We start from the raw sequence: 25210 nt of genomic DNA on the forward strand, positions 1-25210 counted from the left end.
CCTTGCTCTCGAAGCGCTGCGTGAGCGCGTCGAGCGCCTGCGCCCGGCGCATCTTGGCCTGGCTGTCCGCCTCCTGCTCGGCCGCAAGACGGCGCGCCTCCACCGCATTCTCCTTGAAGACCTCGACGGCCTTGGCCATCACGCCGATTTCGTCGCGGCGGGCGGTGCCCTCGATCGTGACGTTCAGATCGCCGCCGGCGAGGCCGCGCATATTGGCGACGAGTTTCTGGATCGGACGGGAGATGCTGCGCCCCAGGCCGAACGCGATGGCGATCAGAACCACGGCCGCGAGCGCGACGAACCCCAGAAACTGGTTGCGGTAATCGGCTGCGGCGGCTTCGAGGTCATCGATGTAGACGCCCGTCGCCACCACGAGGCGCCATTTCTCGAAAGGAGCCGCGTAGGTCAGTTTGGGAGAGGCCTCCGTCTGCCCCGGCTTCGGATAGAAATAGGGAACGAAGCCGCCGCCCGATCGCGCAGCCGCAACCATGCCCTTGACGTGCTGGAAGCCGTTGGTGTCCCGAAGTTCGGAGCGGTCCAGGCCCTCCGTGTTGGGATTGATCGGATGCACCCGCAGGATGTGCTCATAGTCGTAGACCATGAAATATTCGGAGCCCGAATAGCGAAGGGCGCGAATGGTGTCGAACGCGCGCTTCTGGGCCTCGTCGACGGTCATCTGGCCCAAGGTCGCACGCTTCTCGTAATCTGCCAGGACGGTCATGGCCGCTTCCGTCAGATGCTTGAGCTCTTCCTTCTTTCGCTCCAGCAGGATCGTCGAGATCGTCATCGACCCGAAGATCGCCAGAGCCACGAGAGCCAGAATGCCGACGGCCATTCCGGCGTAGAAGCGGCCGGCCACGCCGCTGAGGGCGCCCGCCCATTTCGAGCGTGCAGTCAAAGTGTTTCGAGACATGTTCATCCTCATCGTCGCGCCGGCATCGCCACGGCGCGCGCATTCGCGAATCGATGAGGACCTAGTTGGCGAGGCTTGCTTGGGGATTTCGCGGGCGTTTCATCCTCACGGCAAAGGATATTATGCCGCACGCCGTCGGACGTTGCGCCTGAACGGGTGTGTCAGAGAACCACGATGCCCGCGTGCTTCGCCTTGTTGTCGGGCTCCACGTGGATGGTGATCAACGCGTCCTCGATCTCATCCTTCAGCGCACGCTCCAGGCGGTCGCAGATGTCATGGGCGTCCGTCACGCTCATGGTGCCGGGCACGACGAGGTGAAAATCGATGAAGGTCATCCGGCCCGCGTGCCGCGTGCGCAGGTCATGCGCCTCGATGGCGCCCGCCGCGTTGCCGGAGATGATCTCCCGGACGCGCGAGAGGGTCGTCTCGGGCAGCGCTTCGTCCATGAGCCCGCCGACGCTCTCCTTGATCAGGCCCCAGCCGGACCAGAGAATGTTGACCGCGACGAAGGCCGCGAGAACCGGGTCGAGCCAGGTCCATCCGGTCACGGGCACGAAGACGAGGCCCGCGAGAACGCCCACGGAGGTGAACACGTCCGTCATGAGATGACGCCCATCGGCGGCGAGAGCGGGCGAGCGCAGGCGGCGGCCCCGGTTGATCAGGATCCATGCCCAGATGCCGTTGATGACGCTCGCCACCGCGTTGGCGGCGAAACCCAGGCCTGGCGCTTCGAGCATCTTGGGCGAGAGGAAACCGAAATAGGCCTCGCGCAGAATCATCAGCGCCGCGACGATGATCAGCACGCCCTCGAGAACGGCGGAGAAATATTCCACCTTGTGGTGGCCGTAAGGGTGATTGGCGTCGGCGGGCGTCGCGCTCATGCGAACGGCCATGAAGGCCGCGATCGCCGTCACGACATTGATGATGCTCTCCAGCGCATCCGAGTAGAGCGCGATACTCCCCGTCAGATGATAGGCGACGTATTTGAGCGCAAAGACCAGCACTCCGATGAAGATGCTGCCGATGGCGAGCTTTTGAATACGATTCATGGCAGGCATCACAAACGGGGCGGCAGGACGGGCGAGCCGTCGTTATAGTGACAGAACCTCCGAGCGCAAGCCTTTCAATTCACTTGCAAATCGCTTGCAGGAGCGGCGGCCGCGTCATCGCGCCATGTGGCCGATTTTGCGCATGAGCGTGCGGTAATAGCCCGCCATCGAAGGAGCGAGCGACTGGCAGCGCACGACCAGTCCGAGCGCTTCGTTCGGGCGTCCCTCGCGCATGCAGTCGAGAGCCTGGGCGTGGAGCCGCGCGAGGTCCGCGACCGCCGCATCGTGCCGCTGCGAAGCCGGCGCCACGGCGGTGAAGATGGCCGATTCCGTCGCGCGCCCGCGCACCGCGATGCGATCGAGCTCGATCAACACGTAATCGTCGCGCACGGCGTCGGCGGTCGCGGGGCCGAGGATCAGGGAGACGGCGTATTCCTTCGACAGGCTCTCCAGGCGCGAGGCGAGGTTCACCGCATCGCCGAGCACCGAATAATCGTAGCGCCAGCGGGAGCCCACGTTGCCCACCACGCAATCGCCCGTGTTGATGCCGATCCCGACCGCGAATTGCGGCGCATGCTCTCCCTCCTCCTGTCGCAGGGCGGCGTTCAGCACGGTCACGGCTTCCATCATGCGCATCGCCGCGCGCACCGCGCGCCGCGGGTGGTCGGGGCTCGGCAGAGGCGCGTTCCAGAACGCCATGATGCAATCGCCCATGTATTTGTCGATGGTGCCGCCCTCAGCGAGCACGGCTTCCGAGAGCGGATCGAGGAGGCGGTTGATGAGACCCGTCAGGCGCTCCGGCTGGTCCTTGAGCCTTTCCGACAGACTGGTGAAGCCGCGCACGTCGCAGAACAGGATCGAGAGGTTGCGGCGCTCGCCCCCGAGCTTGAGCGCGCCCGGATCGCGGGCGAGCTGCGCGACGAGCTCGGGCGAGAGATAACGCGAGAAGGCCTCCGACACGGCCCGGCGCAGCTGCCGCTCGCGGGCGTAGTCGAGCCCGAAGCGCGCGCCGAAGACCGCGAGCGACGCGGCGGCGGGAAGAGCCGGCGGTATCCACACGCGCCCGAAGCGCAGGGCGAGCCATGCGCCCGCGAAGAGCAGCGTCACCACGGACAGGGCGGCCAGTCCGGTGAGCCAGGTCACGCCGCGGCTCGACAGGGCGGCCGCGGCGAGGGCGGCCGCCACGAGAAAGCCCAGCACCGCGATGCGTGGGACAGGGACGACGAAGAGGTCGTGGCGCAGGTTGTCGAGGATGGTCGCCTGCACCTCCACGCCGGGCGTGAGCTCGCCCGTCGTCAGCGTGAAGGCGGTGGGAAAGGCATCCGGCGTCCCGGCGCTCGCGGAGGTCGCCGCCTTCAGGCTCAGGCCCACGAGGACGATCTTGTCCTTGAAGCGCCCGGGCTGAAGAAACTCCTCCGGGTCGAGCGCCTGGTAATAGGAGGCGGTCGGATAGGTGCGGGCGGGGCCGAAATGCTGGATCAGGGCTCCCTCGGGCGGAGGCTGCGCCGGCTCCCCGGCCAGACGCAGGATCTCCGCCGCGAAGCCGTCCGGCTGCGTGGGCATGCGGCGGAGATACACGTCCGGGTCGGGATCGACGGATGCGACGCCCGGAACCGCGCCCGCGTCGAGAAACGGGTCGATGGGATTGACGCGCGTCGTCTGGACGCCGTGATCGAGCTTCGTCAGCACGTCGTCGGCGGCCAGCACCACATCGGGCCCGAGGGCTCCCGCCAGACGTCGGTCGGCGTCCTCCGTCGAGGGTTCGGCGAAGATGATGTCGATGCCGATGACCCTGGCGCCAGCGGCACGCAGGCGCTCGACGAGGCGCGCATGCAGCTCCCGCGACCAGGGCCAGCGCTGCCCGATCTCGGAAAAGGACGGTTCGTCGATGGCCACCACCTCCACGCTGGAGGGGTGAGGGCGGGGCGGGGCGATGATCGAGAGAAAGTCGAAGAGCTTCGCCTCGATGAGGGTGAAGGGCGGGAAGAAGACGAGCGGCGCCAGGAGCGCGGCGACGAGGCCCGCCATGACGAAGTGCCGCCAGAGCGGCTCCCCGTCCTGCCTGCGCATGGCGGAGGCGGGGCTGCTCACCGTCAGAACCGCGCCTTCAGGCTGGCCGCGATGGTGCGTCCCGGCCCCGGAATATCCCGCGCCACGTCGAAGGCCTCGTCGAACATGTTGAGGACGCTCAGCCCCACGAGCAGCCGCCGGTCCGGCGTTTCCCACGTGAGGGAGGCGTCCGCCGTCCAGTAATCGTCGAGACGTTCGCCCACGAGGCTGTCCGTGACGTCACCCACATAGGTGGCCGCCATCGTGAGCTTGAGCCGGCTCGGATGGACGAAGGTGACGCCCGCGCGGGCGAAATGGCCGGGAACCAGCGGCAGGTCGGTTCCGCGCCCGATTCCGGAGCGCACCTCCGTCGATTGCGTGCCGAGCGTGGCGAACACGCCGAAGCCGTGCGTGAGCCAGAGATTGGCCGTCGCCGCCAGCCGCTCGATGCGCGCTTTCTCGACCGCGATGGCGTCGAAGGTGTTCGGCACGCCGATGCCGAGATCCTCGGCATCCTGCCGCTGATATTCGAGGGCGGTGAAGAGGTAGGGAGACCATTCCGCGTCCCAGCGGAGGGCGAGCGTATCGACCTTCCCCGAATAGTCGATCGGAAGCGCGTACGGCACGAGGCCGACCGTCGTCACCGGGGAAAGGGTGTAGGCGAGCGGCATGAGGCCGTCGCTGCGATAGGCCGCCCGCAGCCAATGGCCCTCGATGGGCGAGATGCCGACGCCGATGCGCGGGGAGACCATGCTGTCGTCGCTGACATCGGTCTCCAGGGACGTGCGCTGAATGCCGGCCTGCGCTTCGAACCGGTCGGACGGGCGCCAGAAGAGATCGGCGTAGAGGCGGCTCGCCTTGAACGTGGTGTCGGATTGCTCGGTGATGGGCGCGGATGTGGTCTCGCCGGTGGTTACATCGTAGAGGTACGCCAGGCCTTCGACATCGCTCGACGTGCGCCCGCGCTGGGCCTCCAGACCGGTGCGAAGCGTGAAATCGCCGAAGCCCAGCGTGTGGGACAGGGCGGCGGAGACGCCTTCGAGGCGGGCGCGCTGCCATTGCGTGCCGCCGATGATGAAGCCGGGCAGTTCGGCGCTCGCCGCGCTCGAAAAGCGTTTGTCGAAGCCGCGCTGACCGAAGACAGCGGCCGTCAGAACGTTCCTGTCGCTGAAGCTGTGGCTCCATCCCGCGCCGCCGAGCACGGAGGTCGTGTCCTGCGCGCCCTCGAAGACGTTCGTCGGCGTTCGGACCGTGGCGATCCCGGGCTCCAGGTCCGAGGCCGCGCCGAACAGCACGAAGCGATCCGCCGCCGAAGGGGCCGAGCCGATGAAGAGAGAGCCGTTGGTGGCCTCCTGCCTGTCGATGCTCGCGCCCGCATCCGTCCGCGCCCGTCCGGCCGTCAGGGCGAAGGAGGTGGGGAGCGGCTCGTTGGCATAGCCCTGGACGTTCGCTTCCGCCTGCCAGCCGATCTCGCCGCGATGGGAGAGCAGGCCGCCGCCGATCTCGACATCGAGGAACGGACGGCGGATCAGGTCGAGCCGCCCGATGCGGCCGGAGACGGCGAGGGGATCGAAGAACAGGCCCTGGAGCGTCAGGTTGAGCGCCGTGAGGTCCACGCCCACGCCCGTCTCGATGGTGGAGACGTCGGGCCGCTCCGTGAACAGGCGCGGCCTGTCGACCGCGGCCTGGTCGAAATAGCTCGAGGCGTTGAACGGATCGAACACACGGTCGCCGTAGAACCGCGACCACTCGTTCAGATTCAGGAAACGGTAGGCCTGGGCCGGATAGGAGCCGCCGTCCTTGTTGACGGCGAGACCGGCGAAATCGCCGCCGCGCTGGCGGTAGCGGCGCAGCGTCTCGCGCGCCGCGAGCACGGCCTCGTCCGCCTGGTACTGATCGATGGCGATCGCCGTGCGCGCGCTCGACACCACGGGATCGTTGGGATCGAGACGGTCCGCGTTGTCGAGGGCCTGCCGGGCGAGCTCGTCGTCGCCGTCCTGGTAATAGGCGGCCGCGGCGATGAGCAGGCCCTGGGACCAGGCGGGATTGGCCGCGGTGCCGGCGAGAATGGCCTCGATCGCCTTGTCGGTCTCGCCCTTCTGCAGGAGATAGCGGCCCCGCGCGGTATAGGCGACGTGGAAGCCGGGATCGAGGGCGAGCGCCTTGTCGATGAGGGCGCCCGCCTCCTCGACGCGGTTCTGGTCGAGCAGGAGGATCGCCAGATTGGCGTAGGAGACGGGGCTTTGCGGATCCTCCGCGATGGCCCGGCGCAGGGCTTCTTCCGCCGCCAGGGGGCGGTCGCGATCGGATTCGAACAGCCCGAGGCTGTTCCACACATTGGCGTTTCCCGGCGCGACGGCCGCCGCTGCGCGCAGGGCCTCGACGGCCGCATTCACCTCGCCGTCGATGTCGCCGCGGATGTTGCTGTCGGCGGCGATCACCTCCGGATCGTCCGGATCGAGCGCCTTGGCCCGGGCGATGGAGGCGCGCATCGCCTCGCGCCTGTTCAGGGCATAGGAGACCTGGGCCGACATGACCGCGAGGCGCGTATCGTTGGGAAAGCGCTTTTCGGCGTCCTTCAGCACCTCGGCGGCGGCGTTCAGGTCCTCGCGGAAGGCCACCACATAGGCATGGGCCAGCACGGCGAGCGGATCGTCGTGAAAACCTTTCGGCTCCGGATAGACCCGCTTCGGATCCGCCAGCGATTGCGCGATGTAGCGGCCGTAGGACGCGATCACGCGGCGCTTGGAATCGACGCCGCGCTCGGCCCTCGCGAAGGCGGCGGCGGCTTCCGGCCAGCGATGCTGCGCCCCGAGAAGGGTGGCCTCCACGAGATCCGCGCGGGCGCGCCGGGCGCCGCTCAGGCCCTTGGCGCGGGCTTCAGCGAGAGCCTGCGCGGCCGCGGCGCGTCCGTCGAAGGACAGAGCGGTTTCGGCGAGGCTCAGCCAATCCTCCGCGCCGCGCCGCTCGGGCGGGATGGCGGCGGAGCGCGCGCGCTCCGCCCGCAGGGTAGGGCCCGTCAGCGGGGAGACCGGCATCGAGGCGAAGGTGTCGCGCAGGCTCAGGTAGAAGAGCATCTGCTCGCGGTCTTCGGAGTTCGTGAGCACGAATTTCGTCGGCGCCTGTCCGATGGACGCCACCGCGCCCTCGCCCTGGCGCACGGTGACGGAGCCCTGCGCGTTGCGCAGCTCCACGACGCCTTCGAGCACCATGAGGGACGTGCGTCCGCCCTCGACGGAGAGCGACCAGTCGGTGCCGCGGATGGCGGCCACCGCGGCGGGGGTCTTCACGTCGACGCCCGATCCGCCGCGCGCGGCGCGGGCCCAGATCTGGCCGGCCTCGAGGCCGAGCGTGGTCGTGTCGTTGGGGCCGCCGGCGATGTCGTTCACCGTCAGCGTCGAGTTGCGGCCGACGCGGATCTGGGTCCGGTCCGCGAACAGGATGGCCAGGTTGCCGATGGCGTTGGTGCGCAGCACGTCGCCGCCGATCACGTCCTGCCGGATGGGCGCCGCCCGCCACAGGTCCTCGCGGACGAAGCGCATCTCCTCCCCGCCCTTGGCCGCGACGATCGAGCCTGCGACGGGAAGCGGCCTGGGAACGGGCGATTGGGCATGCGCCTCGGCCAGGCACAGGACGAGAGAGCTTGCGGCAGCAAGGAATTTGAGCGGTCCGGCCATGGCGGTGATGGGGGCGACTTTGGTTCGGTTCGGATCAAGCTTAACAGGAAAGCAGCAGGATCAAAGCCGAATCAGACGACGCCTTCTGTGCTCAATGGCACATGCCGTATTCCCCTGAGGAAACAGCCGGGATTGTCAGTGGCCGGGAGAGAGGTGCCCTCAGGAGGCGCCTTTGCCCCGCGCCATGATCAGCTTCTGCTTCAGGTCGTTCTGAGCGAAGGGCTTCTGCAGGACCGGGCGGTCGCGGAAGGAGTCGCGGATGCCCGCGCTGCCGTACCCCGTCGAGAAGACGAAGGGGATCGAGCGCTGGGCCAGGGCCTCGGCCACGGGATAGATCGGCTCGCCCGCCACGTTCACGTCGAGGATGGCCAGATCGACCTGCTCCCGGGCGACCGCATCGAGGGCCGCGGAAAGCCGCGCGGCCGGGCCGATCACCTCGCAGCCGAAGTCGAGCAGCATGTCCTCCAACAGCAGGGAGATCGCCGCTTCGTCCTCCACCACGAGGATGCGCAGGCCGTTCAGATCCCCTTCGCTCGTCAGGCTTTCGGTCACGTCTTTACTTTCTTTCACGCAAGGCGCCGCAGGATCGACATTCGCCGCACCGGAATGGGTCCTGGCGCCGACGAAGGCCGGACCGGGAATCAGAGGGTTCTATCATCCTTGCACAACGGTGCAAAAGCCGACGGCATCCCTTCGGAGTCCCGAAGCTTTATAGCCGAGTTGATCTTAGTGCAGCCGCCCTCGGTTGCCTAGGTCCCGAAGGGCCTGACTTCGTTGGGTAAAGCAATGGTTACCTCCAGGCTCGTCACAGTGCTCGTGCGACTCTTCGCCTTAGGGGCGATCCTGGCCTGAGGGGTGATCCCGGTCCTCCGGTCCCTGGCCACGGCGAAACTCCTGGCGCTCAGTGCCGAGGGCGCCATCGAGGAAAAACCGGCGCGGGATGCCGCCGCGCGCGATCTCGACGGGCTCGGGCCGGTGAGAACTCGCCCGAGGATGTCGCCTTGAGCCTTGCGCGGACCGTGACTTCTCCCGAATAATGGGGGCATGTCCGGTCGATTTGTCCTCGTGTGTCCCCATCCGCGCCTCTCCCGGCGCCCGAAGGCTCTCGTCGCGGAGCAGGATCGTGGCTAGTCAAGGCGCGAAGGCCCCGGTCCTCATCGTCCTGCACCAGGAGCATTCGACTCCGGGACGGGTCGGGCGCCTGCTCGCGGAGCGCGGGCACCGGCTCGACATCCGCCGCCCGCGCCTCGGCGATCCGCTGCCTCGGACCCTCGCCGACCATGCGGGCGCGGTGATCTTCGGCGGCCCCATGAGCGCCAACGACCCGGATGACTTCATCAAGGCGGAAATCGACTGGATCGGCGTTCCGCTGAAGGAGAACAAGCCCTTCCTGGGCCTCTGCCTGGGGGCTCAGATGCTGGCCAGGCACTTGGGGGCCGGTGTCTGGCAGCACCCGGAAGGGCGCGCCGAGATCGGCTATTATCCCCTCGTGCCGACCGCGGCCGGAGATCGCCTGAGCGACATCTGGGGCGTGCCCTGGCCGAGCCATGTCTATCACTGGCACCGGGAGGGATTCGATTGCCCCTCGGGCGCCGAGACCCTGGCCACCGGCGACGATTTCCCGACCCAGGCCATCCAGGTCGGCGGCAAGGCCTTCGGCCTCCAGTTCCACCCGGAGGTCACCCACGCCATGATCTGCCGCTGGACCGTCGTCGCGGAGGAGCGCCTGTCCGCCCCCGGCGCCCAGGACCGCGTCCGCCAGCTCGACGGGCGCTTCCAGTACGATCCGCATGTCTCGCGCTGGATCGACCGGTTCCTCGACCATTGGCTGGGTGAGCCGTCCCTGGCGACCTCGGGGGCCGATATCTAGGGCATCGTTCGGCCACCACGGCTTTCCGTCGTCATGGCCGTGCTCGTCACGGCCACCCACGTCTTGGGAGCCTCGGCGGCGTAAAGACGTGGATCCCCGGCGCAAGGCCGGGGATGACGGAGGAGGCTACGTCGGTCCGATGACCTAGAGCATCGTGCGGAAAAGTGGACCCGGTTTTCGCTGGCGCGGCCCGCTGGGTCCGCGCCGAACGATGCTCTCGTCTCAGGAGAAAGCATCGGATCTGCCCCAAAAGTGCAAATCCACTTTTGGGTCCGATGCTTTAAGTCGCGTCGAACTCGAAGGGCGAGATACCGCGCCGCATCTCGTCGACGATGAGCGCGTGCATCATCGGCGGCGCCGCGCGCTGCGGGCAGGCGACGCGCTCGCACAGGCGGCAATTGATGCCGATGGGAGTCGCGTCGGCGGCGGCGAAGTCGAGGCCGCGCGCATAGACGAGGCGATGGGCGTATTTCACCTCGCAGCCGAGGCCCACCACGAATTGCGGGTCGGGCATGCCCCAGGGATTGGAGGCGCGCTTGACCGCGCGGGCCACGGAGAACCAGCGCGAGCCGTCGGGCAGCTCGACGATCTGAGTCGCCACCTGTCCCGGCGTCTTGAAGGTGGAGTGCAGGTTCCACAGCGGACACGTGCCGCCGAATTGCGAGAAGGGGAAACGGCCCGACGAGAAGCGCTTCGACACGTTGCCCGCCGCGTCCGCGCGCACGAGGAAGAACGGGATGCCGCGCGCTCCGGGGCGCGCGAGCGTGGTGAGGCGGTGCGCCACCTGCTCGAAGCTCGCCCCGAAGCGGGCGCCCAGCACCTCGACATCGTAGCCGAGGGCCTCCGCCGCCGCATGGAACTTGCCGTAGGGCATCATGAGCGCGCCGGCGAAGTAATTGCCGAAGGAGACGCGCAGCAGCCGCCGCGCCGGGCCGTCGCTAGGCTCGAGCTTGGCCGCGAGGGCGTCGATGGTCGCGCGCATTTCTGCGAAAGCGAGCTGGTAGGCGGCCTGGAAGGTGCGGCCGGACGGGTCGACGAGCTCGGAGATCAGGAGCTGGCGGCGGTGGTGATCGTAGCGCCGCAGATTGTCCGACATCACGTCGATGGGCATGACGCGCACGCGGATTCCGTGCTTGGTGCGCAGCCGCTCCGCGATGGCGAAGAACGGCTCGTGCCCCGTGACGGCGAGATCGGACGCCAGGGCCTCGGCCGCCTCGTCCAGTTCCGGAAAATGGTTCTTGGCGTCGTGAATCAGCTCGCGCACCCGGTCGACCGGGTTGACCTGCGGCGCGTCCTCGGCCCGGTCCCGGTCGGCGAGGTTGGGCGTGATGGCCTCGCGCGCGCCGCGCATGGCCTGATAGGCGCGATAGAGGCGGTTCACCGCATCCACGAGGGAGGGTGCGTTCTCGATGGTCTCGCGCAGCTCGATGCGGGACACGGGCGCGTTGCGGAAGAGCGGATCGGCGAAGATCTCCTCCAGCTCCGAGACCGTGCGCTCGTGATCGTCGTTGGCGAATTCGCGCGGGTCGAGGGAATAGGCATGCGCGAGACGGATGAGCACCTGCGCGGTGATCGGGCGCTGGTTGCGCTCCATCAGGTTGAGATAGCTGGGCGAGAGCCCGAGCTCCTCCGCCATCCGGGCCTGGCTCAGGTTGAGGTCGCGGCGCAGGCGCTTGAGGCGGGGACCGACGAAGAGTTTTCTGCTCTCATCCATTTGTAAATCTTTTTACAAGTTTACCGAACCGATGGTGTCGGGGATTTACAATGCCACCTTTCTTTCGAAATCAGGCATTGAAACAAAGACTTCTTTGGGAATTATACCTGTCAGATGCCTCGCCGATGCACTGAGTTTGTGGGTTCGGGAGGCGCTTTGTCAACGGATGTAAACTCAAAAAGGGGCGAGGCCCCACAGGTCACAACGGAGAACGGCCATGCAACAATCTCGTTTCTGGGTGGTGGGCGGTGAGTACACCTCCTGCGCATGCGAATCCCTGGTTCAGGGCACCGAGCGCGTCGTCGGTCCCTTCGAGAGCCGCACCGAGGCCGAGCGCGCCTGGCGCGTCCTGTCCGAGGATCACCGCCCGCAGGCGCAGGTGCGCTTCACCATCGCCCAGGAGCCGCCGCTGGGCTTAAGCGCCTGATCCGCCTGTGGATCTCTGCGCCGGACGTCATCCGCTCCGGCCTCGCCCGACGATAGGGGAGGTCGATACGACACGAAGTTTTTATCGCAGGGGGAGGGACTCGGAGCTCTCCCCCTGCTTAAATGACGGGCGTGACCTAGAATATCCTGACGCGTGTGCAGCCGCTGAGGGGGAACCATGACGCCTGTTCTGAAGAGTGTTGTCGCCGCCCTGGCCCTGGGCCTGACGGCGTTGAGCCCGGCCAAGGCCGATGTCGTCGTCTCGTCGAAGATCGATACGGAAGGGTCGGTGCTCGGCAACATGATCCTGCTGGCCCTCGAGGCCAATGGCATCAAGACCCAGGACCGCATCCAGCTCGGCGCGACGCCGGTGGTGCGCAAGGCGATCACCGCGGGCGAGATCGACATCTATCCCGAATACACGGGCAATGCGGGCTTCTTCTTCAACAAGGCGGACGATCCGGTCTGGAAGGATGCCGCGAAGGGCTACGAGACCGCCAAGAAGCTGGATTACGAGGCGAACAAGATCGTCTGGCTCGATCCCGCGCCCGCCAACAACACCTGGGCCATCGCGCTGCGGCGGGACGTGACGGAGGCCAACAAGCTCAAGACGCTCACCGATTTCGGAAAATGGGTTTCGGGCGGCGGCGAGGTGAAGCTCGCGGCCTCCGCCGAGTTCGTGAATTCGGAAGCGGCCCTGCCGTCGTTCCAGAAGGTCTACGGCTTCACCCTGAAGCCCGAGCAGCTCATCGTGCTCTCCGGCGGCGACACGGCGGCGACGATCAAGGCGGCCGCCGAGAAAACCAGCGGCGCCAACGCCGCCATGGTCTACGGCACCGACGGCGGCATCGCGCCGTCCGGCCTCGTGGTGCTGGAGGACGACAAGGGGGTGCAGCCCGTCTATGCGCCCGCGCCTATCATTCGCGAGGCGGTCCTGAAGGACAATCCGAAGATCGCCGACATTCTCAAGCCCGTCTTCGCCTCGCTCGACCTCACCACCCTCCAGAAGCTGAACGCCCGCGTGCAGGTGGGCGGCGAGGCGGCGAAAGCCGTCGCGGCCGACTATCTGAAATCCAAAGGCCTCACCAAGTAAGGCGCCGAACCGTTCGCGCGATGCAGACGGCAGGGTGGCCAAGGAAAGACCAGAGTTCAACGTGAGTTCCGCGACATCCAGAACGGGCACGTTCGGAATGGCTCCGCCACGCCCAGCGCTTTCCCTCGACCGTTTGGGAGTCGTGATCGCCGTTCTCAACGGCGTCGCGCTCTTCGCGTCTCCGTTCGCCACTTATCGCGCCACCCGCATCGCGTCCGGCGAGTCGCGCCTCCTGATCGAGGCGCTTCCCTTCGCCGTGGCGGGGGCTCTCGCTCTCGTGACGCTCGGCGTCGCGGTCGGCGCCGTCTTCGTGCGGGATCCTCTCGGCCGCCTGGGCTCGGCCGTGATCGGCCTCGCCCTCCTTCTCCCGTCGCTCGGCCTCTCCGCGGGCTACCTGACGCCGGCGGACAACACCTTCGCCCGCGTCTCGCCTTCGGTGGGGTTCTGGCTGCTGACCCTCTCGTTCTCGCTTCTCGCCATCGATGCGCTCGCGCGCATGCGGCTCGGCCCATACGGACGGCTCGTAGCTCTGGCCGTGGGCGTGAGTGTCCTGGCGTTTCTGCTGTTCTCCGGCGTCTGGGAGAACCTGTCGATCCTCAAGGAATATCATACCCGCGCCGACAGCTTCTGGCGCGAGGCGCGCCAGCATCTCCTGCTCGCCTTCGGCTCGATGGCCGCCGCGTGCCTCGTCGGCATTCCGCTCGGTGTCGCGGCGCACCGTCAGAAGACGTTGCGGGCCGTGACGATGCAGAGTTTGGGAATCGTGCAGACGATTCCGAGCATCGCCCTGTTCGGACTTCTCATGGCGCCCCTCGGCGCGCTGGCGGCCAGCGTTCCGCTCGCCGCAGCGTTGGGGATCAGGGGGATCGGGGCCGCTCCGGCTTTCATCGCGCTGTTCCTCTACGCATTGCTGCCGATCGTCGCGAACACGCTCGCCGGGCTCAACGGAGTGCCGGCCACCGCCGTCGACGCGGCGCGCGGCATGGGCATGTCGGCCCGGCAGCGGCTGGTGCAGGTCGAGCTTCCGCTCGCCCTTCCGGTGATCCTCGCGGGCATCCGCATCGTGCTGGTGCAGAATCTCGGCCTCGCCACGGTGGCGGCGCTGATCGGGGGAGGGGGCTTCGGCACCTTCGTCTTCCAGGGCATCGGCCAGACGGCCATCGACCTCGTGCTCCTGGGCGCCATTCCGACGGTCGCCCTGTCCTTCGCCGCCTCCATCGTTCTCGATGCGCTCGTCGATCTCTCGAAGGGGGCGCTGGCATGATCGAGATCGATCACCTCTCCAAGCGCTATGGCCCGACGATCGTGGTCGACGACGTGTCGCTCTCGGTGGAGGAGGGAACGGTCACGGTCGTGGTCGGCACGTCGGGCGCGGGCAAGTCGACCCTGCTGCGCATGATCAACCGCCTCGTCGAGCCGAGCGCGGGGCGCGTTCTGATCGACGGCGAGGACACCCGCGCGATTCCCGAAGACGAATTGCGGCACCGCATCGGCTACGTCATCCAGGGCTACGGCCTGTTCCCGCATCGCAATGTCGCCGACAACATCGCCATCGTGCCGCGCCTGCTGCGGTGGGACCGCAGGAAGATCGCGCAGCGCGTCGATGAACTGCTCGACCTGTTCCAGCTCGATCCGGCGGAATTCGCGGGGAAGTTCCCGCATGAATTGTCGGGCGGCCAGCAGCAGCGCGTCGGCGTGGCGCGGGCGCTCGCCGCGCGGCCCGCGCTGCTGCTGATGGACGAGCCCTTCGGCGCCCTCGACGCGGTGATCCGCTCCAAGGCCCAGGACGATCTGCTGGCGATCCAGCGGCGGCTCGGGACCACGATCGTCCTCGTCACTCACGATCTGAACGAAGCCTTCCATCTCGGCGACCGCATCGCCGTCATGGATCAGGCCCGCCTTCTGCAATATGCGACGCCCGCCGAACTCCTGATGCATCCCGCCGACGATTTCGTGGAGCGCCTCGTGGGAACGGCGGATCGACCCTTCCGCCTCCTCTCCCTGACGAAGGTGCGCGACGCCCTCGAGCCCGGATGCGCCGAAGGCGAGCCGATCAGGGTGTCCGACAGCCTGCATGATGCGCTCTCGCGCCTCGTCTGGACGGGACGCAAGGCGCTGCCGGTCGCGGATGCCTCGGGGGCGATCGTCGGCCAGGTGAGCGTCGGCGGCATCCTGCAGCACGGACGGCCGCCATGACGCTGCCCAACCTCGTCCGGCTGATCGCGCTGCTCCTGCTCCTGGCCTTCATCACCATGCCGCAGGCCTTCGCGTTTCTCTTCGAGCCTCTGATCACCCGCGGCGCTCCGGCCATCTACAATCAGGGCAGCCTGCTTATGCTGACCCTGCAGCATCTGCGCACGGTGTGTCTCGCGACGGTGGCCAGCACGCTTCTCGCGGTGGCGCTCGGAATCTTCGTCACCCGTCCCTCGGGAGCCGAGTTTCTTCCGCTCTCGCGCAGCCTCGTGAATATCGGGCAGACCTTTCCGCCCATCGCCGTCCTCGCCATCGCCGTGCCGCTCGTCGGCTTCGGCGAGGAGCCCACCTTCATCGCGCTGTTCCTCTACGGCCTGCTGCCGATCTTCGAGAACACGCTGACGGGATTGACGCAGGTTCCCGCGCAAGCGCTCGACGCCGCGCGCGGCATGGGAATGAACGCGCGCCAGCGCCTCATGCAGGTCGAGCTTCCGCTCGCCTTTCCGGTGATACTCGCGGGCATTCGCGTGTCGGTCATCATCAGCCTGGGCACCGCGACCATCGGCTCGACCGTGGCCGCCAAGGGGCTCGGCGAGGTGATCATCGCGGGCCTGCAGTCGAACAATATCGCTTTCGTCCTCCAGGGCGGCTTGGTGGTTGCGTTGCTGGCGGTTCTGATCCACGACGGGCTGGGACTCGTGGAACGGATCGCCGCCAGAAAGCTGGGCCGCTCCCTGGATGAGGTGTCATGACGCTGCTCGAACGGCTCAAGCTCGAAACCGGACCCGCGCACGAGCGCATCGAGACGGCGATGGATCTCGATCGCCGGATCGCCAGCCGCGACGGCTACACGAACCTGCTGATCCGCTTCTACGGCTTCCACGCCGCGTGGGAGAAGGCCGCGGGCGCGGCGGCTCACGACAGGGGTTTCTTCGAGAAGCGCTGCAAGACAAAGCTCCTGGCCAAGGATCTCGTCGCGCTCGGTCTCGACGAGCGCGAGATCATCCGTCTCCCGCAATGCGATCCTCTCATGCCCATGCCGTCGTCCGCCGCCGTGCTCGGCAGCATGTACGTGGTCGAGGGCTCGACGCTCGGCGGCGCGATCATCGCGCGCGAGGTGGAGCGCAAGCTCGGTTTGGATGCGCAGACGGGCTGCGCCTATTTCAGGAGCTACGGGCGGGATATCGCCGCCATGTGGCGGCAGTTCGGGGCGGTGCTCCTCGAAGCGTCCTCACCCGCGACCGACGATGTCATCGTCGCGACCGCGCAAGAAACCTTTGACGTCATGCATGACTGGCTTTGTGAGGTCCAATGAGCAGCCGAGCGCCGCAGATCATCGAGCAGGAGATCGACCTCACCGCCTGCGAGCGGGAGCCGATCCACATTCCCGGCAGCATCCAGCCTCACGGCATCCTGTTCGCCTTCTCCCAGGCCGACATGATCATGACCCATGCGAGCGCCAATGCCGCGTCCGTGCTCGGCGTCGATCCGGATTCGCTTCTCAAGAAGCCCCTTCGCGCAGCGCTTCCCGATATCGCCGCGCGGCTGGAGGCCGATCTCGCGCGGCCCATGCCCGCGGGGACGGCCCATTACATCCGCACGATCATGCTGCCGGATGGCAGCGGCGAAGCGGCCTATGACGCCGTGATCTCCCGTTCGAGCGACCATGTGGTTCTCGAACTGGAGGCCGTGCCGCAAGGCGCGGTGTCCAGCATCGAAACGCTTTATCCCACCCTGCGCCGCTTCGTGGAGGAACTGCACGGGGCTTCCACCATCGATCGCCTCTGTCATCTCGCGGCGGAGGACATCCGCCGCATGACCGGCTTCGACCGGGTGCTGATCTACCGCTTCGACGAGCAGTGGAACGGCACCGTGATCGCCGAGGACCGCAACGAAGCCCTGCCGTCCTATCTCGACCTGCGCTTTCCCGCCTCCGACATTCCGGCGCAGGCGCGGGAGCTCTACCGCCGCAACCGGCTGCGCATCATTCCCGATGCGAACTACACGCCCGTTCCGATCCGGTCCCACGATCCCGCGCCGCTCGACTTGAGCGACTCGGTGCTGCGCAGCGTCTCGCCCGTGCATCTCGAATACATGCGCAACATGGGCACGCCGGCCTCTATGTCGATCTCGATCCTGCGCGGCGGCGCGCTCTGGGGTCTGATCTCCTGCCACAACAGCGAGCCCCGGCGCGTCTCGCTGCCGGTGCGCAATGCCTGCGACTTTCTCACCCAGATCTTTTCCCTGCAGCTCGAAGCGCGGGAGAACACGGCGCTGGCGGATTCCCGGATGCGGCTCGGCGCGATCCAGGCGCGCCTTCTCGCCTACATGGCGGGGGAGAACGTCTTCATCGACGGCCTCGTCCATCATCCCGACGACCTGATGCTGCTGGCGGGCGCGCATGGCGTGGCCATCCTCACGGACGAGCATTGCTGGCGCATGGGCGAGACGCCCGACGAAGCCGAGGTCAAGGCGCTCTACGAGTGGCTCACCGAGCACCACCAGGAGGACGTGTTCGCCACGGATCGTCTGCCGGATATCTTTCCCGCGGCGCGGGCCTATGCGGACAAGGCGAGCGGTCTTCTCTCCATCTCCATCTCGAAGATGCGTTCGAGCTATATCCTGTGGTTCCGCCCCGAGATCGTCGAGACGGTCAAATGGGGCGGCAATCCGGAGAAGCCCGTGCGGGAGGAGGCCGGCACGCTCAGGCTTCATCCCCGGCGCTCCTTCGAGATCTGGAAGGAGACGGTGCGCGGGCGCTCGGCCGAGTGGGATCGCAGCGAGATCGAGGCCGTGAAGGAATTGCGCAATGCCATCGTCGGCATCGTGCTCCGCCGCGCCGAGGAGCTGGCGGCCCTCGCCGACGAGCTGCGCCGGTCGAACAAGGAGCTCGAAGCCTTCTCCTATTCGGTCTCTCACGATCTGCGCGCGCCGTTCCGCCACATCGTCGGTTATTCCGAGCTCCTCAAGAAACAGGAATGGGCCGACCTCTCAGAGCGCGGCAAGCGTTACATCGATACGATCATCGATGCCGCCTATACGGCCGGCACCCTCGTCGACAACCTGCTCCGCTTCTCGCAGATGGGCCGCACGGCGCTCAAGCCGCGCCGGGTCGACGTCAGGGCGATGGTGGAGGAAACCCGCCAGAAGCTCTCCATGGAGACGGGCGAACGCCGCATCGAATGGACGATCGGCGATCTGCATCCCGTCGTGGCCGATCCGGTGCTGATCCGGCTGGTTTTTGAGAATCTTTTGGATAACGCCGTCAAATATTCTCGAAGGCGGGACACTTCCCGTATCGAAGTGGGTTCCTACCGGGATAACGGGGAGATCGTCTTCTTCGTGCGCGACAACGGTGTCGGGTTCGATATGAAATACGTCGACAAGCTGTTCGGCGTGTTCCAGCGCCTGCACCGGATCGAGGATTACGAGGGAACCGGGATCGGGCTGGCCAATGTTCGCCGCATTGTTGAAAGACACGGGGGCCGCAGCTGGGCGGAGGCTGAGTTGGACAAGGGCGCGACGTTCTATGTCGCCCTGCCCGAGAGTGAAGGAGCGGCGTAATGCCGGAATTGAAACCGATCCTGCTGGTTGAGGACAATCCGAAGGATCTGGAGCTGACCCTGGCCGCCCTGGAGCAGAGCCAGCTCGCCAACGAGGTCGTCGTCGTCCGCGATGGCGAGGAGGCGCTCGATTTCCTCAATCGGCGCGGCGTGCACGCCAATCGCAACACCAGCGATCCGGCCGTGGTGCTGCTCGACCTCAAGCTGCCGAAGATCGACGGGCTCGAGGTGCTGGAGAAGGTGAAGGCCGATCCGCACCTGAAGCAGACGCCGGTGGTGATGCTCACCTCCTCGCGGGAGGAGAGCGACCTGATCCGCAGCTACGAGCTCGGCGTCAACGCCTTCGTGGTGAAGCCCGTGGGGTTCCGCGAGTTCTTCGATGCGATCCAGGATCTCGGCGTCTTCTGGGCCATTCTCAACGAGCCGCCGCCGCGGCGGGCCGATTCCTAGGGGCGTCGATGGCTCAGGCGGCTCCCCTCCAGTCCAACCGAATGCTCCGCGTCCTCCTCCTGGAGGACAGCGCACTCGATGCCGAGCTGGTGACGGAGGCGCTGCTGGCAGCGGGCCTGACGGCTTCCGTCGAGCGGGTCGTCCTGGAGGCGGATTTCGCCAGGATGCTCCATGACCGCCCGTGGGATCTCGTGCTGGCCGATTACCTCCTGCCCGGCTTCGACGGGCTGCACGCCCTCGCTCTGGTGCGGGAGTATCGTCCGGAGCTGCCCTTCGTGTTCGTCTCCGGCGCGCTCGGCGAGGAGGTGGCCGTCGAGGCGCTCAAGCGGGGGGCGACGGATTACGTGCTCAAGGACCGGCTGGACCGGCTTCCCGTCACGGTGCTCCGGGCGCTCGCGGAGGCGCGCGAGCGGGCCGAGAAGCGCGAGGCCCAGGAGGCCCTGCAGAAGCTCCTCGACGAGCGCACGACGCTCCTGCACGAACTCGACCACCGTGTGAAGAACAACCTGCAGCTTCTTCTGTCGTTGATCGGGATCGAGATCCGCCATGCCGAGGACGAGGCGACCGGCAAGGTGCTGGAGCGGATGCGCGAGCGGCTTCAGGCCCTCGGCGCGGCCCATCGCGACCTCTACGACGGAAACGGATCGTCCCGGTTCGACGTGACCAGCTTCGCCCGCGGGCTGTGCGAGGAGCTCACGGCATCCGTCGCGGGTGTCGCGATCGTGCCGGAATTCGACGTCGAGGCCGTCGAGGTCGAGGCGGCCAAGGCCGCACCCATGGCGCTTCTCTTCAACGAGATCGTCGTGAACGCGCTGACCCACGCCTACAGGGAACGGCACGGCAAGCTGAAGCTCGCCATGCATGTGCGTGACGGCCACCTGCTGTTCCAGTTGTCGGACGACGCCTTCAGCCTCGAGGAGAAGAAGGCGGCGCGGGAGGGCGCTTCCGGGACGGTGCTGAAAGGCCTGGCGCGGCAGCTCGATGCGCGCGTGGAATGGCCCGCTGACGATCCGGGGGTGCTCGTGCGGGTCCTCATGCGAGTTCAAGAAGTCGGCTGACATGCGGGAGAACGACGGTCCTGCATCGGGACCAATTCCACTCCGGTTCAACCCTCTCGACGGATCCCGCACCTCGCTGCGCCAGATTCTCTGGGCGCTCGTGTTCGTTCTCACGCTGCCGGCCGTCCTCATCGCCGCGGCGGGGTTCCGTTCGGGCTATCGCGCCGAGCGCGAATCCGCGGATCTCCGCCTTCAGGAAACCGCGCGGGCCCTGAGCCTCTCCCTCGACCGCGAGATCGAGAAGAACGAGATGGCCCTGCGGGTGCTCGCCCTGTCTCCCTCGATCGCTCAAGGGGATTTCGCCGCCTTCCACAAGCAGGCCCGGGAAGCCGGCCTCGCCAGCCCATCCTGGATCGCGCTGATCGACATGGACGGCAAAGTGCTGTTCAACACCCGCGTGGCCTATGGCTCGCCCTTGCCTGACAGCCCGCGCGGCGTCGCCCTGCGGAAGGTGCGGGAGACCCGCAAGGCGCAATTGTCCGATCTTTACGTCGGCGCCCTCACGGGGCAGCCCCTGATCACGATCGACCTGCCGGTCGTCATCGACGATAAGGTGATTTATGTTCTCTCGGCGGCCATCGGCCCCGAAACCTTCCAGCGCCTCATCGCGGATCAGCGCATCGACCCGAACTGGAACGCGGCCGTGCTCGACCGCAGCGGACGGATCGTCGCGCGCTCCCGCTCGCCCGATCGCTTCATCGGCCAGCTTGCCGGCCCGAACATCCGCGATGCATCGGCCATGTCCTCCGAGGGCAATGTGTCGAGCGTGACGCTCGAAGGCATTCCTGCCCGCGCCTATTTCAGCAAGTCGCCCGCCTATGGCTGGACCTTTGTCGTGAGCGTGCCGGTGACGGAGCTCGCGGCGTCGTTCCAGCGCTCCCTGTTCTGGCTTTTCATCCTCGCCGGATGCATCCTCCTGGGCGTGATCCTGGCCGCGATCCTCTCGCGTCTGGTCGCCAAGCCGGTCGACCAGCTCGTCACCGCGGCGCAGGCGCTCGGGACCGGGCGCGAGGTGACCGGGGCAACCACCCATGTGCTCGAATTCGACGCGATCCAGAAAGCCCTGACCGACGCGTCGTCCGACATCCGCGAGCAGGAACGGCACCGGGAGGAGGCTCTGGCCCGGATCGCCGACAGCGAGGCGCGCCTGCGCCTGGCGCTCAATGCGGGCCGTCTGGGCTCATGGGAATACACGCCGTCGACCGGAAACTTCGTCGTGTCGCCCCAATGCCGCGCCCATTTCGGCCGCAGCCCCGACGAGTCGTTCTCCTACGATGACCTGCTGGCCAGCATCCATCCGGAGGATCGCGCCCGGCAGGCCGAAGCCGTGGCCGAGACGCTCGAAACCCGGTCCGACCTCGATGTCGAGTACCGTGCCGTCTGGCCGGATCACAGCGAGCACTGGATCCGCATCAGCGGTCGGGTGCGCGTCGGGCCGGACGGGAACCTTTCGCTCGTCGGCGTTTCGCAGGACATCACGGAGCGGCGCCTCGCCGAGGAGCGCCGCGGACTTCTGCTGCATGAGCTCAATCACCGGGTCAAGAACACGCTGGCCACCGTGCAATCGGTCGCCTCGATGACGCGCCGCGCCGCGGAACAGGGCGATCCGGGCGCGTGGGACGCCTTCGTCGGGCGCGTGCAGGGCCTGGCCAAGACGCACGATCTGCTCACCGCCACCCAATGGCAGGGCGCCCTGCTGGAGGACGTGCTGAGAAGCGAGCTCGATCCCTACCAGGACACCATGCGCCAGCGCATCCGCCTGCGCGGTCCGAGGGTCAATCTGCAGCCGAGCGCCGTTCTGGCGCTGGGGCTCGCCATCCATGAGCTGGCGACCAACGCCACGAAATACGGGAGCCTCACGGTGCCGGAGGGCAAGGTGAGCGTCATGTGGGCGACCGCGCTCTCGTTGAGCCCGCCCGTGCTGATCGTGGAATGGGTCGAGAGCGGAGGGCCGCCCGTGACGCAGCCCAAGCGCCAGGGTTTCGGCACCAAGCTCATTCAGCGCGGCCTCGCGCAGCAGCTCGGCGGCGAGATCAAGCTCGATTTCCAGCCCGAGGGGATCCGCTGCGTCATCACCTTCCCGGTCAAGAACGTGATGGCCGAGCAGGCCCAGGCGGACGACGAGGCCGAGCGGTACGCCTCGTGACACGAGGCGGCGGGAGCGCCGGGGATCTTGACTCTTTCCCGCCTCTCCCAAGAGTTGCAGACCTACGGTATGTCCAATCGGGATTCTTCCATGATGACGGCGCGAGACAAGCTCGAGATGATCCTGGCGCGGCTGACGGCCCGGGCCGAAGACGAGCGCGTGTTCACGAGGCTCTATCCCGAAGCGGCGCGGGCCGCCGCCGATGCTGCGGACGCCCGCAGGCAGGCGGGGATTTCCCTAGGCCCGCTCGACGGCGCGCTCGTGTCGATCAAGGATCTGTTCGACGTGGCCGGGGAGGCGACCACCGCGGGCTCCCTCGTGCTGCGCGAGGCCGAACCCGCCGCGCAGGACGCGGCCGTCGTGCGCCGCCTGCGCCGGGCGGGCGCGGTGATCTTAGGCAAGACCAGCATGGTGGAGTTCGCCTTCTCGGGGCTCGGGCTCAATCCCCATTACGGCACGCCCGGCAACGCGGTGGATCCCTTGCGGATTCCCGGAGGCTCGTCCTCGGGCGCGGGGGTCGCCGTGGCGGAGGGCACGTCGGAGATTTCCATCGGCAGCGATACCGGTGGCTCGGTGCGCATTCCGGCGGCGCTCAACGGCGTCGTGGGCTTCAAGCCGACGACGGGGCGCGTGCCTCTCGACGGCGCGTTCCCCCTCTCGCCGAGCCTCGATTCCATCGGCCCGCTCGCGCGCTCCGTGCGCGACTGCGCCTTCGCCGACGCGGTGATGGCGGGAGAGGAGCCGCACGCGCCGGAGCCATTTCCGCTCGCCGGATTGCGGATCGGCGTTCCGCGCGGGCGCCTGTTCTCGCGCAGCGAGGCCCTGGTGGAGGAGGCCTTCGAGCGGGCGCTGAGCCGTCTCTCGGCGGCCGGCGCGCGCATCGCCGATCATCCCATCGACGATCTTCTCCTCGCCATGCGGGAGACGACGGAAGCCGCCTCCATCGCGTCCATCGAGGCCGCGGAGATTCATGCGGACTGGCTCGAGAGCCGTGCGGACGAGATCGACCCGCGCGTCCATTACTGGCTCGCGCGAAGCCACGCGGTTCCGGCCCATGTCTATCTGCGCATGATGTGCCGCCGCCGCGCCCTGATCGGGGCCATGGACCGGCGTCTTGCGCCCGTCGACGTGCTCGCCCTGCCCACGACGGCCATCACGGCGCCCCTGATCGCGCCGCTCGAGGCCGACGACAGGCTCTACAACGAGACGGACGGGCTGATCCTGCGCAACACGCAGGTCGCCAACCAGTTCGACCTGACGGCGGTGTCGCTGCCCTTGGGAGGCTGCGAGCGTCCCGTCGGCCTCATGCTGATGGCGCAAAACGGCGCGGACCACAGGCTTCTGGACATCGCGGCGGGCGTGGAGCAGGCCCTCCTGGGCTGACAACGTGAAACGCGGCGCGTTCCATCCCGCGCAGGACAACGGCATAAGGACAGCATGCGCAGGTTTCACCTCGCCCTCGGCTATGCGAGCCTCGCGCTCGGCATCATCGGCATCGTGCTGCCGCTTTTGCCGACGACGCCGTTCGTGATTCTGGCCGCGTGGTGCTTCGCGCGCTCCAACCCGGCCCTCGCCGAGAGGCTTTACCGGCATCCCCGCTTCGGCGCGCTTCTGACCACCTGGCGCGACCAGCGCGCCATTCCCCCGCGCGCGAAGGTCTATGCGCTCCTGACGCTCGCGCTGTCCTACGCGGTGAGCGTCTGGCTGGTGGACAATCCCTCCGTGCCGTTCATCCTCGCTGCCGTGATGGGCAGCGTCGGGCTCTACATCGTCACCCGTCCGAGCCCGCGGCCCGCCGCAGAGGATCGGGATGCGGAGCGCGATTAGACGACGAGGATGTCGGCATAGGTCATCTTGAGCCCCGCCGAAATCTTGGTGACGGCGACCTGACCCGCGCCGCCCGTGCCGTCCGGATCGTAATAGAGCACCCCGTGGGACGAATCGTAGACGATGCGGTCGGTGGCGTCGTGCGCGGCCGTGCCGGTCCAGAACATCGTCGACTTCAGGCGACCCGCCGCTCCGAGCGCCGTGAAAACGGCGTTGTCGAGCCAGAGCGTATCGTCCGCGACCGAGAAATCCGCGATGGTATCGCGGTTCGTCACGGGATCCGGCCGCGTGTCGAACACGAAGGCGTCCTTGCCCGCGTCGCCGCGCAGCGTGTCCCGGCCCGTCCCGCCATAGAGACGGTCATCGCCGGTTCCGCCCCTCAAGGCGTCGTTGCCGCTGGATCCGTAGAGCCTGTCGTTGCCGCTCTCGCCGTAGAGGCTGTCGTTTCCGCCCCTGCCGTAGAGCCTGTCGTTACCGACGCCGCCGAACATGATGTCCCGGCGCGCGGTTCCGAACAGGGCGTCGTTCACGTCCATGTACTGGAGCTGGCCATAGAGCGGCGCTTCCCCGGGGCGGATGCCGACCGGGTAATGGGTGGCCCAGTCGATGCCGACGCTGTGCAGCACCGAGGCCGCCACCGAATTGCTGTTGAGGTCGCCACCAGGCGCCTGCCGGTAGATGTCGAAGCTGTAGGGCAGATGCGCGGCATCGATGTTCCGGGCATGCTGGACCATCACGCTCCACACATCCTCGGCATTGCGGCCGCCGAGATCCAGCACGGTGCGGTGCCGCTCCTGCGGCGTGTCCGAGCCGCGTCGGTCGGGAGAGGTCGCCAGATTCACATCGGCGAGCGTCCCGAGGCTGCCGTCCGGTTCGAAGCTGCCCCGGATCTCTTTCTCCGACAGGACGCGGCCGTGGCTGTCGGTGACCGTCTTCACGAGGTAGAGGTGGTGAAACTCGCTGTTGATGTCGCCGATGCCGAGGGGCTTGGCTTCGATGGCGATGACGGTTGGCATGGCGGGCGCTCCCGGATGCGTGAGACGATGCAGAGCATCAACACAGCGGGAGGCTTCGCCGTTCCCGTGCGCCGCAAAGACAGGGGCGAAGAGGTGGTAGGGTCGGGCCTCTTCTCCCGTCGTCTTTCCATCCACGTCATCCCCGGCCTTGAGCCGGGGATCCACG

General features: G+C 67.3%; 20 protein-coding genes. 13 read left to right on the forward strand and 7 right to left on the reverse strand.

Annotated features, from left to right (window positions below):
• From ACS5Q0_RS17945 to ACS5Q0_RS17965, 5 genes are all read right to left on the reverse strand, one after another.
• A partial coding sequence (locus ACS5Q0_RS17945) for a cache domain-containing protein (RefSeq protein WP_473128015.1) occupies positions 1–913 on the reverse strand: 913 nt, incomplete at its 3' end.
• 161 nt (positions 914–1074) lie between these two features.
• Entirely contained in the window at positions 1075–1962 is an 888-nt protein-coding gene (locus ACS5Q0_RS17950; protein WP_473128016.1) for a cation diffusion facilitator family transporter, read from the reverse strand.
• 114 nt (positions 1963–2076) lie between these two features.
• Positions 2077–4053: a CHASE2 domain-containing protein gene (locus ACS5Q0_RS17955; RefSeq protein ID WP_473128017.1), complete on the reverse strand. Its 1977-nt coding sequence runs from the start codon at positions 4051–4053 to the stop codon at positions 2077–2079.
• 2 nt (positions 4054–4055) lie between these two features.
• Positions 4056–7688, reverse strand: a complete 3633-nt coding sequence (locus tag ACS5Q0_RS17960) for a FecR domain-containing protein (protein WP_473128018.1) — start codon at positions 7686–7688, stop codon at positions 4056–4058.
• Between the two features lie 159 nt (positions 7689–7847).
• A complete protein-coding gene (locus ACS5Q0_RS17965; protein ID WP_473128019.1) occupies positions 7848–8240 on the reverse strand; it encodes a response regulator in 393 nt (130 codons plus the stop codon).
• A gap of 571 nt (positions 8241–8811) precedes the next feature.
• Between ACS5Q0_RS17965 and ACS5Q0_RS17970 the strand changes: the two genes are divergently transcribed.
• Positions 8812–9558, forward strand: a complete 747-nt coding sequence (locus tag ACS5Q0_RS17970; RefSeq protein ID WP_473128020.1) for a glutamine amidotransferase — start codon at positions 8812–8814, stop codon at positions 9556–9558.
• A 280-nt stretch (positions 9559–9838) separates the two neighbouring features.
• Here ACS5Q0_RS17970 and ACS5Q0_RS17975 read toward each other — a convergent pair whose 3' ends face one another.
• Complete coding sequence (locus tag ACS5Q0_RS17975) at positions 9839–11272, reverse strand: helix-turn-helix domain-containing protein (RefSeq protein WP_473128021.1); 1434 nt, start codon at positions 11270–11272, stop codon at positions 9839–9841.
• A 217-nt stretch (positions 11273–11489) separates the two neighbouring features.
• Between ACS5Q0_RS17975 and ACS5Q0_RS17980 the strand changes: the two genes are divergently transcribed.
• The 12 genes from ACS5Q0_RS17980 to ACS5Q0_RS18035 all read left to right on the forward strand — a co-directional run bounded on the left by ACS5Q0_RS17980 (position 11490) and on the right by ACS5Q0_RS18035 (position 24028).
• Positions 11490–11699: a DUF4170 domain-containing protein gene (locus ACS5Q0_RS17980; RefSeq protein WP_473128022.1), complete on the forward strand. Its 210-nt coding sequence runs from the start codon at positions 11490–11492 to the stop codon at positions 11697–11699.
• A gap of 177 nt (positions 11700–11876) precedes the next feature.
• Positions 11877–12791, forward strand: coding sequence for a glycine betaine ABC transporter substrate-binding protein OsmF (gene osmF / locus ACS5Q0_RS17985; protein WP_473128023.1), 915 nt, complete (start codon positions 11877–11879; stop codon positions 12789–12791).
• A 97-nt stretch (positions 12792–12888) separates the two neighbouring features.
• Complete coding sequence (locus ACS5Q0_RS17990) at positions 12889–14055, forward strand: ABC transporter permease (protein WP_473128024.1); 1167 nt, start codon at positions 12889–12891, stop codon at positions 14053–14055.
• Positions 14052–14987, forward strand: coding sequence for an ABC transporter ATP-binding protein (locus ACS5Q0_RS17995; RefSeq protein ID WP_473128025.1), 936 nt, complete (start codon positions 14052–14054; stop codon positions 14985–14987). The genes ACS5Q0_RS17990 and ACS5Q0_RS17995 overlap by 4 nt, the downstream gene beginning before the upstream one ends.
• The gene (locus ACS5Q0_RS18000) at positions 14984–15736 is read left to right on the forward strand and encodes an ABC transporter permease (protein WP_473128026.1); all 753 of its coding nucleotides are present in this window, start codon (positions 14984–14986) and stop codon (positions 15734–15736) included. The genes ACS5Q0_RS17995 and ACS5Q0_RS18000 overlap by 4 nt, the downstream gene beginning before the upstream one ends.
• Complete coding sequence (locus tag ACS5Q0_RS18005; RefSeq protein ID WP_473128027.1) at positions 15733–16299, forward strand: biliverdin-producing heme oxygenase; 567 nt, start codon at positions 15733–15735, stop codon at positions 16297–16299. Before ACS5Q0_RS18000 ends, ACS5Q0_RS18005 begins: the two co-directional genes overlap by 4 nt.
• Complete coding sequence (locus ACS5Q0_RS18010; protein WP_473128028.1) at positions 16296–18548, forward strand: ATP-binding protein; 2253 nt, start codon at positions 16296–16298, stop codon at positions 18546–18548. Before ACS5Q0_RS18005 ends, ACS5Q0_RS18010 begins: the two co-directional genes overlap by 4 nt.
• On the forward strand, positions 18548–18997 hold the full coding sequence (locus ACS5Q0_RS18015) for a response regulator (protein ID WP_473128029.1): 450 nt from the start codon (positions 18548–18550) through the stop codon (positions 18995–18997). The genes ACS5Q0_RS18010 and ACS5Q0_RS18015 overlap by 1 nt, the downstream gene beginning before the upstream one ends.
• An 8-nt stretch (positions 18998–19005) precedes the next feature.
• Positions 19006–20055 (forward strand): sensor histidine kinase, encoded by a 1050-nt coding sequence (locus ACS5Q0_RS18020; protein ID WP_473128030.1) that lies wholly within the window; start codon positions 19006–19008, stop codon positions 20053–20055.
• A gap of 1 nt (position 20056) precedes the next feature.
• A complete protein-coding gene (locus ACS5Q0_RS18025; protein ID WP_473128031.1) occupies positions 20057–22201 on the forward strand; it encodes a sensor histidine kinase in 2145 nt (714 codons plus the stop codon).
• 90 nt (positions 22202–22291) lie between these two features.
• The gene (locus tag ACS5Q0_RS18030; protein WP_473128032.1) at positions 22292–23584 is read left to right on the forward strand and encodes an amidase; all 1293 of its coding nucleotides are present in this window, start codon (positions 22292–22294) and stop codon (positions 23582–23584) included.
• A 54-nt stretch (positions 23585–23638) separates the two neighbouring features.
• Entirely contained in the window at positions 23639–24028 is a 390-nt protein-coding gene (locus ACS5Q0_RS18035) for a YbaN family protein (protein ID WP_473128033.1), read from the forward strand.
• Here ACS5Q0_RS18035 and ACS5Q0_RS18040 read toward each other — a convergent pair.
• Positions 24025–25044, reverse strand: a complete 1020-nt coding sequence (locus tag ACS5Q0_RS18040; RefSeq protein WP_473128034.1) for a hypothetical protein — start codon at positions 25042–25044, stop codon at positions 24025–24027. The two genes, ACS5Q0_RS18035 and ACS5Q0_RS18040, sit on opposite strands and share 4 nt — an antisense overlap.
• Between the last annotated feature and the right edge of the window lie 166 nt (positions 25045–25210).

This window comes from Microvirga sp. HS2 (assembly GCF_055792805.1).